The sequence below is a fragment of the Flagellimonas sp. 2504JD1-5 genome (assembly GCF_053618295.1).
Genome location: NZ_JBSIOU010000001.1, coordinates 207,466 through 224,900 on the forward strand (window position 1 = coordinate 207,466; position 17,435 = coordinate 224,900).

Below are 17,435 nucleotides of genomic sequence, written 5' to 3' on the forward strand. Positions count from 1 at the left end.
AGCTCCCATTCCTTTTTGACCTTTGTCATTCATTAAAACAGCAGCTTATGAAAGCACGAAATATTTATTTAGAGCACGCCAATATAACCGTGAACAACTTACAAGAGGCAATAGATTTTTTTCAAACCGCTTTCCCTCATTTTAAAATAAGGGGAGGAGGCAACGACACCCGCGAATGGGTACATTTTGGAGACGATTACACCTATATTGCCATCAATCAAGCGCAGTATAGCGACCTAAAAGTTGACAAAAACTATGACAAAATTGGAATCAACCATATTGGTTTTGTTGTGGAAGATGTTGAAGAAATTGCCAACAATTTGCTAAACGCCGGATACAAACGTGACTATCCCAAGGAAGTGGAGCAATTTAGAATCCGGGATTACTTTGCCGATGCCGATGGCAACCAATTTGAGTTTGTACAATACTTGAGTGAACTTCCCGAAGAGCGCAACAGTTATAAAAAACAAGTTACAGTATAATCAAAAAGCGAACTACTTGATCATCTTCAAATTCACCACCTCCTGCTCGGTCAAATGGCGCCAATGGCCACGTGGGAGGTCTTTTTTGCTGAGTCCTGCAAAAATTACCCGATCCAGTTTGATGACATTGTATCCCATATGTTCAAAAATACGTCGAACAATACGGTTGCGTCCGCTGTGGATCTCTATGCCGATCTCTTTTTTGGGAGCGCCTTGAATATAGCTTACATCGTCCACCTCAACCGTTCCGTCTTCCAATTTCAATCCTTCCTGAATCTTTCGTAAATCGGGCAAAGTCAGGTTCTTGTCAAGATGCACATGGTATATTTTGCGAACACCATATGTTGGGTGCGTTAATTTTTTGGTCAAATCCCCATCGTTGGTGAAAACCAACAGTCCCGTGGTATTACGGTCCAAACGCCCAACAGGAAGCAATCTTGAATTAGAAGCATTGGAAACCAATTCCATAACAGTGCGCCTTCCCTTTTCATCGTTGGTGGTGGTAATAAAATTCTTGGGTTTGTTTAAAAGAATGTATTCTTTTTTCTCCGGGTTGAGTTTTCTACCATCAAAACGGACATCATCGGTCAGTTTTACTTTGTATCCCATCTCCGTGATCACTTTTCCATTTACTGAAACACTTCCTGCGGCAATATAGGTGTCCGCTTCCCTTCGGGAACAGATACCAGCATTGGCCACATAACGGTTCAATCGGATTTCATCGGGGTTTGATTTTTTTATTGGTTTTTGGGGCTTCTTTCGAAATCCTTCTTTTTTGGAGAATTGTTTCTTTGGATTTCTTTTTTGAGTATTTCCAGAAGGCCTTTTGCCCCTGTTATAGTCTGATTTCGCCATCAGTCATAATTTTTTTGCAAAAGTAGTGCTTTTTATTTCCCCATACATCTTAATTACAATCAATTGGAATTGGATTTTTAATGTAAAATTCCCGAACTTCATTATCATTTGGATGGAAACAATAACACCATTTAAATCCAAATAGTGGTTATGCAGTTTTTAACCCCGAATTCGCAATATGGGAATTTCTTCTAGTTTATTTAAAATTTGCGCAACTCATTGGCTCATGCTTATTGCCCTTACTGTCAATGCCCAAAATAAGGGCTATATCACAGGTAAACTTATGGATAGTGAACTCAAGGAGCCCATTGTATATGCAACCATTCAAATCAAGGGTTTGGCTATCGGGACAATCTCCAATACAGATGGAGGTTTTAAAATTCCTGAAAAACATTTCGCCACCAAGGACACCTTGATCATCTCGTGCATAGGTTATGAGCGAATTGAAATACCAACAACAACATTATCCAAGACAGAGGTCAATATATTAGGATTGTCTTCCAAAGTTATTGAACTACCGGAAGCTATAATTATAGCCAAAAGAAGGAAACAACTATCTGCCCGGCAGATAGTCAGCAAAGCCCTTAAAGCCATTCCTGAAAACTATCCTCAAAGTCCCTTTTCCACCATTGGATACTATAGGGATTATCAACTGGATGAGAGTGAATATTTGAACCTTAATGAGGCTATATTGGAAGTTTTTGATTCAGGTTTTGACAAGGTCGATTATGAAACAAGTAAAGTTAGAATCTATGAATATTCTGAAAATACCAGTTTTAGAAAGAATTTTTTCGCTAAGCAACAATACAATTACAAAACTGGTCAAAAAATCATTGATAAGGTCTTTTTGTCAAATTATGGGGGTAATGAATTTACAATACTACGTATTCATGATGCCATCAGAAACTATCAAATAGATGCTTATGACTTTGTAAATGTCCTTCGGTCAGATTTAATGAGAAATCACGAATTTTCAAAAGAAGAGGACACTTTTTTAGACACCGAACCCTTATACACCGTGTCATTTAGGAAAACAGTCCCCAATTTTAAGGCATATGGTCTCCTTTACATTTCCAAAGGAGATTTTGCTATTCACAAAATGGAATATGCGCTTTATGATGGCTCAAAACGGAATTTTGGTCAAAAAACTAACAAGCACAATAATTATAACTATTTGATTTTTGAAGTAACCACTGAATACAAAAGATTTGAAGGCAAAATGTTTCCCAATTATATCTCTTTGCACAACGCCTTTGAGTTGAAAACTCCGCCAAAATTTAAACTTGATTCGTTAAACATAGATTTGGACAATCAACGTTTTATTTTAGAGTTCAATTCTCCTCCTGATAAAAGTGACGCCCAAGTCCTGAACAAATACAGACTTAAATTTAGAAATAAGAGGATTCAATTAAAAAAAGCCGCGGTCTCCAACTCCTCCGTACTATTATACCCAAAAGTAACTGATATAGAAGCCAATACCTTGTTTAGTGAATTACACAACGTTTCTAAAGCCCAACCCAACCATCAAAACTTAGTGGACTTAGAGATTTCAAAGATGAAAAACATCAATGGAGTGGAATTGGATCAGTGGACTAAAAAAGATTACAATCAGTTTCGCGAGTATTTTGTGCAGAAAATCCGTTTGGATGTTGGTCCATTTAAAGGTGGGCTGAACATGAAAAAGAACAAGCCCTTGTTTAATAATATTTTAAGCCCAAAACCAACGTATCTTGATAATTATTGGATGAATACCCCTTTGCAAAAAACCACAGACTAATCCATACGGATAAGTATCAAATCAAAATCCTGAATTCCTAGTCAAATTCAACCGTAGACTGTCGCTCCCTATTCACCATCAATTTGGTCACGTCTGGTCGGGAATAATGACCTGCCGGGTCAAAATTTTGGCGTTCCTCGTATATTCGGTTGAAGTCCAAGGTTTCATAGATCAAGCCTTCTTTGTCAACTACCGGTTCCACAATCCATTCTCCATCTGGACCAGCTATGGCAGAACCTCCATTGGCCAAAACTTTAGGTGCATTTTTCAGGATTTCGTCTAGATGGGGTGTGTCTTTCGGAAAATCGGAGGTGCGCATCAACGAAGAAACCGAAATCACAAAACTTCGTGATTCACGGGCAATGAAACGGGTAATGTCTTTGGTGTTGTGCAAACCGCCCGGCCAGACCGCTACATGCAAATTTTCACCCTGTCCATATAGAGCAGTTCGTGGTAGTGGCATCCAATTTTCCCAGCAATTGAGGCCTCCTACCGTGAATTGTTTAAGCGAATGTACTTGAAGTCCATTCCCATCGCCGGGAGCCCAAGTTAAGCGTTCATCATAGGTCGGTTGCAACTTACGGTGCACGGATTTTATTTCTCCATTGGCATCGATATAGACCAAAGAACAATACAAACTATGCCCGCCACGGTCTTTGGCACGTTCCATCATGCCCAAATAAATAGCAATTTTATAGGTTTTTGCCAATTCGCAAATGGAATTAAGCTCCCCAGCTTCAATTTGAATTGAGTTTCTGGCATAATGGGCATGAAGTTCCTTGTTTACCTTCAAATTCCACGCAGCACCGTTAGTATAGGCAAGCCAAAAAGGATATCCTGGTAAAAACGCTTCTCCAAAAACCACAAGTTCAGCACCATTGGACGCTGCTTCTTTGATGGTAGATTCAATTTTTTTAAGGGTTTCAATTTTATCCAACCAAACGGGCGCAATTTGCGCCATGGCCACCTTTAAAAGATTTTCCATTATAGAATTCTGTTTAAAACCAAATCCACATCTATCAATAGAATGCTGAAAACACCAGCCACGATGACGAATTTGAGGATATTATGCAACCAAACATAGTGTTTTTTGTCTTTGGCCTTTCCCAACAAAACAATAAAAACACCTAGAAGAATTATACAGCTATAAAAGTAGACATGCATATATCCTATATCGAAAAAATTGATGAGTAAAAAGACCGGTACCAGTGTGAGTAAAACTAAAAATCCAATAAGTACCTTTGAAACCCTGGGGCCATATAAAATAGGGATAGTCTTATAGTTCTGTGCCATATCTCCGGCCATATTCTCCAAGTCTTTGATCATTTCCCTAGCCAAAATCAATAGGGTTAAGAACATCCCATGCACAAATATGACCTTCTCAAAATTCTGATAGTACACAAAAACAACAAAAAAGGGAGCGATGGCCAAAGAAGCAGAGACCAAATTTCCAATAAATGGTATTCTCTTGAGCTTATGTGAGTACAGCCAAATTCCAAAAATATAGGCCGAAAAGAAGAAAACTGCCCGAAACGAGATATAACTGGCCGCAAAAACCGCCAGTAGATTGAGAATGAAATAAGTAGTAAGTTTAAATCGTTGACTCACAAGTCTATCAAGCATACTCTTTGTAGGCTTATTGATCAAATCTTTTTCGGCATCGTAAAAATTATTGATGATATAACCACTTGCAATCACCAGCGCTGAGGCCGTAACAATTAGAAACAGGTTCAGATCCAAAACAACCTTCCGCAAGGGTAAATTGGGTGCCAAAATGTATATGGAAGCCAAGTACTGGGCTATGGTTATTACTAAAATGTTATATCCGCGAACCACAGAGAAAAGACTCAACAGCTTAAACAGCAGGAGTCTATTTTTTCTACTAAGCATACGATGGTTTTAGAAGTGATAAACCACTTCCAATTTGTGTCCGTCCAATGCTTTCTTGGCACGTTCAAAGTCTTGGGTAAAGCCCAAAAAATAACCGCCGCCACCTGATCCGCAGAGTTTTAGGTAGTAGTCGTTGGTTTCAATGCCTTGACGCCAAAGTTTATGAAACTTGGAAGGAATCATCGGTTTAAAATGATCCAAGGCTACATGTGAAAGCTGTTTTAAGTTTCCGAAAAGGGATTTAATGTTCCCGTTCAAGAAATCCTCAACGCAGGCATCGGTGTGCTTTACAAACTGATTTTTAATCATATTGCGGAAGCCTTCCTGCTTCATTTTTTCCATGAAAATCTGAACCATCGGGGCCGTTTCCCCGGTCATTCCACTATCCAATAAGAAAACAGCACCTTTTCCCTCCTTGTTTTGGGAAGGAATACTGGTAGACTCAATATTGTCTTTGGAATTGATAAGGATAGGCAAGCTCAAATAACTGTTCAAAGGATCCAATCCTGAAGATTTACCATGGAAAAAGGATTCCATTTTTCCAAAAATCTCCTTGAGTTTCAACAACTTCGCACGGGTCAGATTCTCTAAAACCGTGATTTTATCCATGGCATATTTATCGTAAATAGCAGCAACGAGAGCACCACTACTTCCTATTCCATAGCCCTGTGGAATTGAACTATCAAAATACATTCCCTTGGCAACATCTTTTTCCAAGGTTTCCAAATCAAAGGAAACCAAACCTTGTTCTTCTTTTTCAAGATTTCGAAGATATGTTGTAAAATCCTTGAGACTTTTATTGGATTCACTTGCCTGCTGAGAAAGATTTTCATCCGTTTTGAGTGCGCCCTTAAAGAAGTTATAGGGAATGGAAAGTCCTTTGGAATCTTTGATGATTCCATACTCCCCAAAGAGTAAAATTTTAGAATAAAATAAAGGTCCTTTCATGTACGTCTTCTAAAATACAAATTATTTACCCTGCATGCATCTTCTAACGTCAAATAGGGTCAATCATTGGGTGTTCTGCACTAATTTTCGCGCTCCATTACCAATTCGATCGCAAATATAGTGTCCTTTCTCGCAATGCGCAACCAATTCATTCTGAATAAATTGAATGGCTTCTTCTTTCACTGATTCTGGATAGAGCACATGAACATTGGCTCCTGCATCCAATGTAAAACAAATGGGCACATTGGTTCTTTTTCGAAAACCCCAGATTTTATTAATGATTTGCAAGGTATCGGGTTTCATTAGAATGAAATAGGGATTGCTGGTCATCATCATTGCATGCAATGTTAATGCTTCACTTTCGACAACCTCAATGAAACCTTCTAAATCTCCTTCGGAAAAAATAACTTTGAGCTTATCCAAATTTTGATGCGCTTGCTTAAATCTATTTTCAGCATACGGGTGGTTGTGCATCAAATTATGCCCTACTGTACTGCTCACCTGTTTTTCTCCTTTATGCACCAACAAAATGGTGTCATGGAAATTCTTAAAAACTGAATCCACATTATGGGGGTATTTGATTCCAAATAAATCTGAACTCGCAGGAACATTTTGATGCACTCCCCATTGAATTAGATCGCCTTCAATACTTCTGCAGGCACTCCCAGAACCCAATCGTGCCAAAAAAGATGCTTTTTTATTAAAAAAAACTTGTTCCATTGTGGCATCCAGCTGCCTTTCAATATCCATCAAACAGAGTGACAAAGCCGCCATCCCGCTTGCAGACGAAGCAATTCCGCTGCTATGCGGAAAGGAATTGGAGGTTTCTATTTTAAAATGATAGGATCCAATAAAAGGAACATACTCTGAAATACGCTCAAAAAAAGTCTGGATTTTTGGTTTGAAATCTGGTTTGGTTTTTCCATCCAAAAATAAATCAAAAGAAAACTTTGCATCATTCTCTTTCTTCGTAAAGGCAACCGTCGTTGTTGTGGCGCATGCATCCAATGTAAAGCTAATGGAGGGGTTTGCCGGAATCTGATTTTCCTTTTTCCCCCAGTATTTGACCAAGGCAATATTACTAGGAGCTTTCCATGTGACTTTTCCTTCTGCTGGCAAGTCTGAATATTGGTTTGGCAGAAAGTCTTTCTGGATCATAGGTAAAACCTTTCGGCAAATATAAATGAAGCCATTGTGATCACATAAAAGGGAAACAAATAAATTCTTATTTTAGTTGGAGTTGCACCAGCCATGAAAAAAAAGAAAATTATCAATATTGGAATTGCCATTACCATCTGCCTTTTGATCGGTTTTCTTTCCAGCTTTGCGACCCAAAGCTCGGTCAATGATTGGTACACTACCCTTAGCAAACCAAGTTTTAACCCACCAAATTCAATTTTCGCTCCCGTTTGGACCATTTTATATGTTTTGATGGGCATTTCTGCAGGAATTGTATGGTCTAAAGGATTCCATCACCTTTGGGTAAAAACAGCACTCTACCATTTTGGGTTTCAATTACTTTTAAATGCATTGTGGAGCATTGTCTTTTTTGGATTAAAAAGTCCATTTTGGGCACTTATGGTCATTTTGGCTTTGCTTACCTTGATTATTTTGACCATGAAATGGTTTAAGGTTGTAAGCAAACTAGCAGCATATTTGTTAATTCCATATTTGCTCTGGGTTAGTTTTGCAATGGTTTTGAACTACAACATTTGGCTGTTGAACTAAAAATCCTCAACTACCTTTTGCCATTTCCACCATTTTTTCCATGGTTCTTAGGTTCCGTGCGGTGGCTTTCACTTTCAATTTCCGTTCTACAAAATTGTTGCTGAGTTTAGCCTTTCCATATCCTGCTTTGCAACGCAGGTATACACAGTTATCAGTAATGGCGAAATCTTCATTTTCGAATTTAATTTGATTAAATTCATTAACCAATTCAGGTTTTGGTTTGGTTTTGAGTAAAACATAGTACAGACTCTTCTTTTCCGGCTCGTCCGAGAATGGATTTGCCGCTAAAATCCTCGCCATTTCATGGAGGGTCAAGACAAGTACTGGAACATCAAATCCGAAAGCTGAAAAAATCGTTTTATTGATGGTCTCCCCAAGTTTTTCCTGATTGGTTTTGTCAGCTTCAAAAACAAGGTTTCCACTCTGGATATACGTTTGCACATTATCGAGCCCATTTGACTCTAAAGCCTGTTTCAAATCGGCCATTTTAATTTTCTTTTGTCCGCTGACATTGATTCCCCTAAGAAATGCTATGAAAGATTTCATACTTTGTTAATTCTACCACGATTAGGTTACACAATTTATTTTATTATTTTCAAGCACGCTAAAATAACCACAATGAGTCAATATGTCCTAGCCTTAGATCAAGGCACCACCAGTTCCCGAGCAGTGGTTTTTGATAAAAAGGGAACCATCGTTTCTGTTGCGCAAAAAGAATTTACACAGATTTTTCCGAAACCAGGATGGGTAGAACATGACCCAAACGAAATTTGGGATACCCAAGCAGAAATGGTCGCTGAAGCATTGAAAAGACAAAATCTGACGCGTGAAGAGATTGCTGCTATAGGGATAACAAATCAACGTGAAACGGTGGTAGTTTGGGATAAAAATACAGGTGAACCCATTTACAATGCCATTGTTTGGCAAGATAAACGTACGGCCGATTATTGTGACGAATTGAAAGACCAGGGCAACTCCCAGATGATTCGTGAAAAGACCGGTTTGGTCATAGATGCATATTTTTCCGGAACCAAGGTAAAATGGATTCTTGATAATGTCCCAGGTGCAAGGAACAAGGCAGAAGCGGGAGATCTCATTATGGGAACCATCGATACTTGGCTTATTTGGAAAATGACAGGTGGTGCCCTTCATGTTACCGATGTTACAAATGCCTGTCGTACTTTGTTATTCAATATTAATTCTATGTCATGGGATAATGACCTTTTGGGGCTATTTGATATTCCGGTTAATATGCTTCCAGAGGTCAAGCAATCCAGTGAACTTTATGGAAATACAAGTTCAGATTTTGTAGTCTCCAAAATTCCAATTTCCGGAATCGCTGGGGATCAGCAGGCTGCTTTGTTCGGTCAAATGTGTACTAGGCAGGGAATGGTCAAAAATACCTATGGAACAGGGTGTTTTATGTTGATGAACATTGGGGAAACACCTATTGTTTCCGAGAACAATTTGCTTACAACGGTAGCATGGAAAATAAATGGAAAGACCACATATGCCCTTGAGGGGAGCATATTTATAGCAGGGGCCGTGGTGCAATGGCTTAGGGATGGCTTAAAAATAATCCAATCTTCTGCCGATGTTGAGCAACTGGCTTCATCCGTTGAAAATTCCGAAGGGGTCTATTTTGTGCCCGCTTTTGCAGGTCTGGGAGCTCCGCATTGGAATCAACATGCGCAAGGAACAATTTTCGGCTTGACTCGCGGTAGCACAGATGCACATATTGCACGGGCGGCTCTGGAATCCATAGCTTATCAAACCATGGATGTTTTAAAGGCCATGGAGGCAGATTCTGGCATTTCAGTAAAAGAACTCAGAGTAGATGGGGGAGCAACCGTAAACAATATGCTCATGCAATTCCAAGCTGATGTTTTAAACACAACCACTGTTCGACCTAAAATTGTTGAGACCACAGTTATGGGTGCCGCGTATTTAGCTGGCTTGGCGGTCGGTTTTTGGAAAAGCCCAGAAGAAATCCAAGATATTTGGCAAACCGATATCCGTTTTAACCCCTCACAGGAAAGAGATGCCATTGAAACAGGAATTAAAGGTTGGTACAAAGCTATCGATGCTTTGGAACATTGGACCAAGAATAACTAAACCAAATTAATTATGACTCCATTTATTGCCGAGATTGTCGGTACTTTTTTATTGATTTTGTTGGGCTGTGGCGTGAATGCCAATGTCTCATTAAAAAACACCTATGGCAGCAGTTCTGGCTGGATAGTAATAACCACTGGTTGGGCTTTTGCCGTTTATACGGGAGTGGTCGTAGCGGGCCCATATAGTGGTGCACATATGAATCCCGCCGTAACCATTGGTCTTGCAGTAGCTGGTGAATTTTCAATATTTGACGTGCCCAGTTATATATTAGCTCAATTCATTGGAGCTATGCTTGGAGCGTTTTTTGTTTGGCTAATACATAAACCACATTTTGATGTTACCGAAGATGGAAATACCAAAAGAGGGGTTTTTTGTAATACACCAGCACTCAAAAATCTGTTTTCCAATATTCTGACAGAGATTGTCGGTACGTTTGTATTGGTTTTTGCTGTATTATATTTCACGGATGCCGTTTCAACAAAAGATAACACCATTATTGGTTTGGGGTCGTTAGGTGCTTTGCCCGTTGCTATTATTGTATGGAGCATTGGTTTATCGTTGGGAGGAACAACAGGTTATGCCATTAATCCAGCGCGAGATCTAGGGCCGCGCATTGTCCATGCCCTGCTACCCATAAAAAACAAGGGGACAAATGGATGGGGATATTCCTGGATTCCGGTTGTTGGCCCAATTTTAGGAGCGACGCTTGCCGCAGTGCTGGCAATGGTGTTGTCTTAAGCTAATAAATCGTTTACAATTGCTTGGGCCGCTATATAGCCGCCGGTCCATGCATTTTGAAAATTGAATCCACCGGTAATGGCATCGACATTGATTATTTCGCCTGCAAAATATAGGCCCGGAAATTTTTTGCTTTCAAAAGTTTTAAAATTGATTTCCTTTAGATCAATGCCTCCTGCCGTAACAAATTCTTCTTTAAAGGTGCTTTTCCCATCTACTTTAAACGAGCATTGGGTCAGTTGCCTTGCCAAGTTTTGCAGTTGTTCTTTGGTCACATCTGCCCACTTCAAATCTCTTTTTATACCAGACGCCAATACCAGATTGGTCCATAGCCTTCTGGGAATCTCAACTGCATTGGTCCTTAAAACAGTTTTTTTTGCTTCAACCCCCTTGATCTTCCTTAAATAGTTTTCCATTGATCCGGCGGTATAATCAGGGGTCCAATTAATGTTCACCTTAAATCTATAATTATACCTGTTCAAAATTGTTGCGCCCCAAGCAGAAAGTTTCAGGATCGCGGGTCCACTTAAGCCCCAGTGGGTTATTAAAACAGGTCCTTCGGACTCTAATACAGGGTGTTCATTTTTTGCGCTTTTCAGCTTTATCTTAATATCTGGCGAGAAAACTTTCTTTGATGGAATTTCAACTTCTGATCGAACACTTACGCCCTGTATACCCTTGATTCTTTCATCATCGATATTAAAAGTGAATAACGAGGGTACCGGAGGAACAATATTATGTCCCATTTCTTTCAAAACTCTCCATATTTTGGTATTGCTTCCTGTCGCTAGCAATAATTTATGGGAAAAATAATGTTTGTTCGCTGTTGTGACCTGCCAACCATTCCCTTTATCATATTTCTTTATTTCTTTTACCGAACTGTTCCTGAGCACTTTTATGCCCAAGCGTTCGGTTTCTGCCAAAAAGCAATCGATTATCGATTGTGATGAATCGCTCTGTGGAAAAATACGGCCATCGGCTTCAATTTTTAAGGGAACTCCCCTTTCTTCAAAAAAAGTCATCACATCCCCCGGTGCATAGGTGTGGAAAGGGCCCAGAAGCTCTTTTTGCCCCCTTGGGTAATTGGTGACCAGCTCACCTGCCAAAAACTCTCCATGGGTAACATTGCATCGTCCTCCACCGGAAACCTTAACTTTGGAAAGCACGGTTTTCCCTCTTTCAAAAATGACTATTTTGAGTTTTGGCGCCATTTCAGAGATCTGTATGGCAGCATAAAATCCCGCAGCTCCTCCTCCAACTATTATAACATCAAACATTAATTCACGCGCTCAGGGTAGTTGGTAATTATACCATCCACTTTTAGATCTTTCATTCTTTGGATATCCTCGGCATTGTTTACGGTCCATGTGTATATTTTAAGGCCTTGGTCATGGATTTTGGACACGTTATCTTGATTCAAGGTTTTAAAATTGGGATTTATGGCCACAGCCTTCAATTCCTTTGCCACAACAATAGCGTCAACCGGATTTTCTTCTGTCAACACAGCAATCTTGATGCTATCGTTAAATTTTCTCATTTTCCTCAGTTCATCCCAATTAAAGCTAGAAATGATGAAATTTTCGGCCTCCCATCCTCTTTCCCTGCTGTAATAGTCGGTAATAAAGTTTACCCTATCAGCAGTATTGGCACCTTTGAGTTCAATATTCAAAGCTACCTGGTTATTTATTAGTTTGAGTACATCTTGCAATAGCGGGATCTTGTGGTTTCCCTCTAAAGTGAGTTGTCTCATGTCAAAAACATTATAATCCTCAATGCGTCCACCTCCATTGGTCAAACGTTCTACCCGCTCATCATGGAACACCGCTATTTCCCCGCTTTCAATTTTAAACACATCAATCTCAATCATGTCCACCCCAAGATCGAGTGCTTTTTGTATTGAGGCTAAGGTGTTTTCTGTTTCATGCCCCATCGCACCTCGATGTCCGATTACCAATGTAGCGTCTGTCATATTGCAACTTGTGATTAAAAAAGTGGCCAGTAGAGCCCCCAGCAGATGTATTTTCACTTTCATTTTTTTGATTTGTATTAGTTCTTAAAAATACAATTTGAAAATGAATTTTTTTGTCGACTCAAATTATGACAACATTACTTTTTTGTCATAATTATATGGATATGATATTTTATCTTATTTAAAATTATCAATTTGTTAAATTTTATTTAATACTTTTGCCAAATTAATAACCAATAAAATAACTAACATGTTTTCAAAATCTAATTTGCTTGCCACCGTGGTTGCCACCATTGTGATGTTTGTACTCGGATACCTTTTATGGGGAATGGCCGCAGAAAGTTTAATGGGCGGTCATGTTATTACCGATGTTATGAAAGATCCGCCAGATTTTCTTTTCATAGTTTTAGGAAATCTTGTTTCAGCCTTTGCCTTGAGCAATCTTTACGGTAAATGGGCCCGTGGACATCACAGTGCTAAAGAAGGGGCAGAGTTCGGAGCTTGGATCGCTCTTTTTGCCGGTTTGGGAACCGCCTTGATTTGGTATGCCACCGCCAACCTATTTGATTTGACCGGTCATTTGCTTGATTTTGTTCTGGCGCTGATATTTTTCGTGATTACTGGTGTTGTCATCGCAGTGGTGCATCAAAAAACTGCTACTAAAGAGGGGTAAAGTAAACTAACCGACCCTAAACCATAGGTGGGCTGCCAAGCGGTCCACCTTTTTATTTGGCAACACTTAAAATATACGACTTCAAAGGGCGGAGTGCCACATCGATGCTTCCTGTACCATTTTTTATAGTCAGTGTTAGGTTTACTTTTCCATAAAGCTCTTCTTCCAGGACATATTTTCTATCCTTGAGTTTCCATGTTTCAATTATCTCCTTCGGAACTTTTAAATTGAAATTATAAGTGTTCGTGTCGTCAAAATTTGATACTACGATCAGCTTCTCATTTTTAGACCAGCGAACATAGGACAGTACTTTGTGATCGTAATTTTCGGTGTTGTCCTTATTGAAAAAATGAATCTCTTGGTATTCCCCCATGAGCGCATCACTTGTAATCGTGAAATTCAAAAGGCGTTTGTAAAAATCCCTAAGGTTTTGTTCATCTTCGGATAGTTGTCCCCCATCAAATTGTTTGTTGTTCATCCAACGCTGATAGTGAGGCACGCCAATATAATCAAAGATAGATGTTCGAGTAGGTTTCCCAAACCCGGCATCTTCGGCTCCCGGCTCTCCAACTTCCTGTCCAAAATAAATCATGGTTGGCGAGGTGCTAATTGTGGCCGAAACTACCATGGCGGGTTTGCCCAATTCGGCTTTTCCGGCAAAATCCGGACTTGCTATCCGCTGTTCATCATGATTTTCCAAAAAATGCAGCATATGGTGTTCAATGTCGGCCATTCCCTTTTGCACCACAGGTATATGGTCGGTCCATCCGTAGCCTTTCATAATATGTTTAATACTATCGTATAATTCCACTTTATCATACAGGTAGTCCATTTTTCCTTTGTGGATATAATCGCGATAAAGCTTGGGGTTATATACCTCAGCCAATAAAAAAGCATTGGGGTTTTTCATTTTAATATTGGAATTGAGGTAGCTCCAAAATTCAACGGGAACCATTTCCGCCATATCAAACCGAAATCCATCTACACCAAAATCCGACCAATACAGGGCAATATCTTTAAACTTGATCCAAGAATCCGGCACGGTCTTTTCTTCCCAAAAAGAAAAATGGGTTTTGTAGTTCTCCTTATCAAACCCTTCGGGCAATTGGTCAAAGTCGTAGGAACCATCAGGCCGCACTCCGTAATTTACTTTTACGGTTTCATACCAATCGTTAAAATGCGGCTGCGCCAATCTTGATCCATTTCCAGTCCATTTTGCTGGAACTTCCTCAAACTTTCCATCCGAAGCGTTATTGGTTTCACCTCCCAATGGTTTATATCCGTTTTGCCATTGTGGCACTTTGAATTGACTCCCTGGAATGTAATAGAAATTATTGTTCTTATCATATTCCACAGTGGTATTGTCTTCGGAACCAAAATCGGAAATCCCTTCGGGATTGGTCAATCCCACATAATTTCGGGCTACATGATTGGGCACAATATCAATAAGGACTTTCATCCCAGCTTGGTGTGTTCGGTTGACCAACTTCTTGAATTCTTCTAGTCTTTTGGTAGGGTCAATTGCCAAATCAGGATTCACATTGTAGTAATCTTTGACCGCATAGGGAGACCCCGCCCTACCTTTTACCACATCTGGGTCATCATTGGAAATTCCGTAGGCTGTATAGTCATTGATCAACGCATGATGTGGAACTCCGGTATACCAAATATGGGTAACTCCCAAATCCTTGATCTCTTGCAAAGCTTTTTCGGTAAAATCGGCAAATTTGCCCACCCCATTTTCCTCAATGGTGCCCCAAGGCTTGTTGGTTGTGTTCGTATTTCCGAAAAGTCTAGTAAAAACCTGATAAACAACGGCTTTTTTTTTCATTATGGGTTGAACTGATTTTTTATCGGTTTTCTGTTCGCATGAAAATGCCGCTCCAAGTACTATAAGGCTAATACCATAGAGGATTTTTTTCATGCTTTAACGGTTTTCCCCGGAATTAATGTAGCTGTTTTATTGTTCACTTGAATGGTAAGTTCCTTGTCACCTGAAATTTCAAAACTCACTTCTTGATCCGCAACGGTTATGGTAACGATCTGGTTTCTAAAGTTAACTTTGAAAGAATACGATTCCCATTGTTTTGGAATTTGCGGGGTAAAACAAAGTTGGTCGTTTTTAATCCGCATTCCACCAAATCCTTCCACAATACTCATCCAAGTTCCTGCCATTGAAGTGATGTGTAACCCCTCTTCCACTTCTTTGTTATAGTCATCCAAATCTAAGCGTGATGTCCTTAAATAAAAAGTATAGGCTTGGTCCATTCTACCTAATTTGGCCGCCTGAATGCTATGTACACATGGTGAAAGTGAGGATTCGTGCACGGTGAATGGTTCATAAAAGTCAAAATGCTTTTCCAGTTCAGCTTTTGAAAAGTCATCCTCAAAAAAATAGAATCCCTGGAGAACATCGGCCTGTTTTATATATGGGGAACGCAAAATCCTGTCCCAGCTCCATTTTTGATTTATAGGACGCTCGGACTTATCAAGGTCATCGACTTTGATCAACACTTTGTCCAAAAAGCCATCTTGTTGCAAGAAAACCCCATGTTTTTCCGAATATGGGAAATACATATTCCCAGCAGTCTCCGTCCAATTATCAATCTCGTCTTCTTTAAAGTTTACCTTCGATACAATCCGTTGATAATCGTCTGGATAGTTTTCTTTGACAACTTTCAATTGTCCAGCAGTATACTCCATGCACCATTTGGCCATATAGTTGGTATACCAGTTATTGTTGACATTATTTTCATACTCGTTAGGCCCTGTCACCCCCAACATGACATATTTGTTCTTGTCTTCAGAAAAATTCACTCTTTGGTACCAGAAACGAGCGATCCCTATCAAGACTTCCAGTCCCATTTTGGGAATATAACCATAGTCCCCGGTGAATCTATAATAATTATATATGGCAAAGGCAATGGCTCCGTTACGGTGGATTTCCTCAAAAGTGATTTCCCATTCATTATGACATTCTTCGCCATTCATGGTAACCATTGGATATAAAGCCCCGCCGTTTGAAAAACCAAGTTTTTCAGCATTTTCAATAGCCTTTTCCAGATGATTGTAGCGGTATTCCAATAAATTCCAAGCCACTTCTTGGTTTTTTGTGGCCATATAAAAAGGCAAACAATAGGCCTCTGTATCCCAGTAGGTACTGCCACCATATTTTTCTCCGGTAAATCCTTTTGGACCAATATTAAGTCGGGAATCTTTTCCTAAATAGGTTTGATTTAGTTGAAAAATGTTGAATCGAATTCCTTGTTGGGCCTTTACATCACCATTAATAGTGATATCGCTCATCTTCCATATGTTGGCCCATGCGTCCTTTTGTTTTTGAAGCAAGTTTTCAAAACCAACGGCTCCGGCCTGATCCAGAACTTTTTCTGCCGCACTTACCAGTTCAGATGCTTTATGGTTTCTGGAAACGGTATACCCACCAAACTTGACCAGTGAAACTTTTGAATCTTTAGAAATCTGTGTTTCAAACTCAAGCGAAGCGTAGGTTTCTGTTTTCCGTCCCAATTTGGATTTAACCATTTTGTCCAAATAGGTTACTTCCGCCTGCATATAGGTGCAAGTGGCGAAATTGGTCTTCATGGTATGTGCTTCAATAAAAGCTCTATTTCCTTTTTGCTGAATTCCGGTGGTATTCCAGAATTTATCATCCCAGTTGGTGTCCTCATTTGTAATTCCACTATCCAAATAGGGAACCAAACGCACGTTGACATCCGCATTCAATGGTTCTATTTCCATTTTAATGGCACCAACCTCATCGATATCCAAGCTTAAAAATCTGGTAATATGGACTGAAATTTCTTTTCCATTGGGCAATGTGGCCACAAAACTCCTTTGGTACCATCCTTCTTTCATGTTCAGTTCACGTCTAAAATCTGAGACAGAGGTACAGGTATTTAAATCCAGAGGTTCGTTGTCCACAAATACGTCAATACCAATCCAGTTGGGAGCGTTCAATACCTTGGCAAAGTATTCGGGATAGCCATTTTTCCACCAGCCGACCCTGGTTTTATCGGGGTAATATACTCCTGCGATATAGCTGCCTTGAAAAGTTTCTCCGGAATAGTGTTCTTCAAAATTTGCCCGTTGCCCCATGGCACCATTGCCAATACTGAATAAACTTTCTGAGGATTTGACCGTTTCATGGTCAAAATTATCTTCGATAATGGACCAAGGGTCCACTTTAATATAATCTTGGTTCATTAGTTAGTTATAGTGAGTGTTCGTAAACAAATG

The 17,435-nt window shown here is 39.7% G+C and carries 16 protein-coding genes; 6 read left to right on the forward strand and 10 right to left on the reverse strand.

Annotated features, from left to right (window positions below; genetic code table 11):
• The first annotated feature begins 47 nt into the window (after positions 1 to 47).
• On the forward strand, positions 48 to 482 hold the full coding sequence (locus tag ACULLG_RS00930; RefSeq protein ID WP_452124887.1) for a VOC family protein: 435 nt from the start codon (positions 48 to 50) through the stop codon (positions 480 to 482).
• Between the two features lie 12 nt (positions 483 to 494).
• Here the strand turns inward: ACULLG_RS00930 and ACULLG_RS00935 are convergent, their stop codons facing one another.
• A complete protein-coding gene (locus tag ACULLG_RS00935; RefSeq protein ID WP_452124888.1) occupies positions 495 to 1,337 on the reverse strand; it encodes a pseudouridine synthase in 843 nt (280 codons plus the stop codon).
• 226 nt (positions 1,338 to 1,563) lie between these two features.
• Between ACULLG_RS00935 and ACULLG_RS00940 the strand changes: the two genes are divergently transcribed.
• Positions 1,564 to 3,114, forward strand: a complete 1,551-nt coding sequence (locus ACULLG_RS00940; protein WP_452124889.1) for a carboxypeptidase-like regulatory domain-containing protein — start codon at positions 1,564 to 1,566, stop codon at positions 3,112 to 3,114.
• Positions 3,115 to 3,151: 37 nt separating this feature from the next.
• Here the strand turns inward: ACULLG_RS00940 and ACULLG_RS00945 are convergent, their stop codons facing one another.
• The 4 genes from ACULLG_RS00945 to ACULLG_RS00960 all read right to left on the reverse strand — a co-directional run bounded on the left by ACULLG_RS00945 (position 3,152) and on the right by ACULLG_RS00960 (position 7,110).
• Positions 3,152 to 4,099, reverse strand: coding sequence for a carbon-nitrogen hydrolase family protein (locus ACULLG_RS00945; RefSeq protein ID WP_452124890.1), 948 nt, complete (start codon positions 4,097 to 4,099; stop codon positions 3,152 to 3,154).
• The gene (locus ACULLG_RS00950) at positions 4,099 to 5,004 is read right to left on the reverse strand and encodes a geranylgeranylglycerol-phosphate geranylgeranyltransferase (protein ID WP_452124891.1); all 906 of its coding nucleotides are present in this window, start codon (positions 5,002 to 5,004) and stop codon (positions 4,099 to 4,101) included. Before ACULLG_RS00950 ends, ACULLG_RS00945 begins: the two co-directional genes overlap by 1 nt.
• A gap of 9 nt (positions 5,005 to 5,013) precedes the next feature.
• The gene (locus ACULLG_RS00955; protein ID WP_452124892.1) at positions 5,014 to 5,952 is read right to left on the reverse strand and encodes a mevalonate kinase family protein; all 939 of its coding nucleotides are present in this window, start codon (positions 5,950 to 5,952) and stop codon (positions 5,014 to 5,016) included.
• Between the two features lie 63 nt (positions 5,953 to 6,015).
• Positions 6,016 to 7,110, reverse strand: a complete 1,095-nt coding sequence (locus tag ACULLG_RS00960; protein WP_452124893.1) for a diphosphomevalonate/mevalonate 3,5-bisphosphate decarboxylase family protein — start codon at positions 7,108 to 7,110, stop codon at positions 6,016 to 6,018.
• A gap of 93 nt (positions 7,111 to 7,203) precedes the next feature.
• Here ACULLG_RS00960 and ACULLG_RS00965 point away from each other — a divergent pair, with 93 nt between their 5' ends.
• Positions 7,204 to 7,680: a TspO/MBR family protein gene (locus ACULLG_RS00965; RefSeq protein ID WP_452124894.1), complete on the forward strand. Its 477-nt coding sequence runs from the start codon at positions 7,204 to 7,206 to the stop codon at positions 7,678 to 7,680.
• A gap of 6 nt (positions 7,681 to 7,686) precedes the next feature.
• On the opposite strand, the gene ACULLG_RS00970 is transcribed toward ACULLG_RS00965, so the two are convergent.
• Positions 7,687 to 8,226 carry a DUF1697 domain-containing protein gene (locus ACULLG_RS00970; RefSeq protein WP_452124895.1) on the reverse strand — a complete coding sequence of 180 codons (540 nt, stop codon included), beginning with the start codon at positions 8,224 to 8,226 and terminating at the stop codon, positions 7,687 to 7,689.
• A gap of 72 nt (positions 8,227 to 8,298) precedes the next feature.
• Between ACULLG_RS00970 and glpK the strand changes: the two genes are divergently transcribed.
• Both glpK and ACULLG_RS00980 read left to right on the forward strand, forming a co-directional pair.
• The gene (gene glpK, locus ACULLG_RS00975) at positions 8,299 to 9,795 is read left to right on the forward strand and encodes a glycerol kinase GlpK (protein WP_452124896.1); all 1,497 of its coding nucleotides are present in this window, start codon (positions 8,299 to 8,301) and stop codon (positions 9,793 to 9,795) included.
• Positions 9,796 to 9,807: 12 nt separating this feature from the next.
• Positions 9,808 to 10,536, forward strand: a complete 729-nt coding sequence (locus tag ACULLG_RS00980) for an MIP/aquaporin family protein (protein ID WP_452124897.1) — start codon at positions 9,808 to 9,810, stop codon at positions 10,534 to 10,536.
• Here the strand turns inward: ACULLG_RS00980 and ACULLG_RS00985 are convergent.
• On the reverse strand, positions 10,533 to 11,813 hold the full coding sequence (locus tag ACULLG_RS00985; RefSeq protein WP_452124898.1) for an NAD(P)/FAD-dependent oxidoreductase: 1,281 nt from the start codon (positions 11,811 to 11,813) through the stop codon (positions 10,533 to 10,535). The genes ACULLG_RS00980 and ACULLG_RS00985 overlap by 4 nt on opposite strands.
• Positions 11,813 to 12,568 carry a glycerophosphodiester phosphodiesterase gene (locus ACULLG_RS00990; protein ID WP_452124899.1) on the reverse strand — a complete coding sequence of 252 codons (756 nt, stop codon included), beginning with the start codon at positions 12,566 to 12,568 and terminating at the stop codon, positions 11,813 to 11,815. The genes ACULLG_RS00985 and ACULLG_RS00990 overlap by 1 nt, the downstream gene beginning before the upstream one ends.
• A gap of 187 nt (positions 12,569 to 12,755) precedes the next feature.
• On the opposite strand from ACULLG_RS00990, the gene ACULLG_RS00995 reads away from it, so the two are divergent.
• Complete coding sequence (locus ACULLG_RS00995; protein WP_452124900.1) at positions 12,756 to 13,178, forward strand: hypothetical protein; 423 nt, start codon at positions 12,756 to 12,758, stop codon at positions 13,176 to 13,178.
• Positions 13,179 to 13,230: 52 nt separating this feature from the next.
• On the opposite strand, the gene ACULLG_RS01000 is transcribed toward ACULLG_RS00995, so the two are convergent.
• The gene (locus tag ACULLG_RS01000; protein ID WP_452124901.1) at positions 13,231 to 15,102 is read right to left on the reverse strand and encodes an alpha-amylase family glycosyl hydrolase; all 1,872 of its coding nucleotides are present in this window, start codon (positions 15,100 to 15,102) and stop codon (positions 13,231 to 13,233) included.
• Positions 15,099 to 17,402: a glycoside hydrolase family 65 protein gene (locus ACULLG_RS01005; protein ID WP_452124902.1), complete on the reverse strand. Its 2,304-nt coding sequence runs from the start codon at positions 17,400 to 17,402 to the stop codon at positions 15,099 to 15,101. Before ACULLG_RS01005 ends, ACULLG_RS01000 begins: the two co-directional genes overlap by 4 nt.
• Positions 17,403 to 17,435 lie beyond the last annotated feature (33 nt).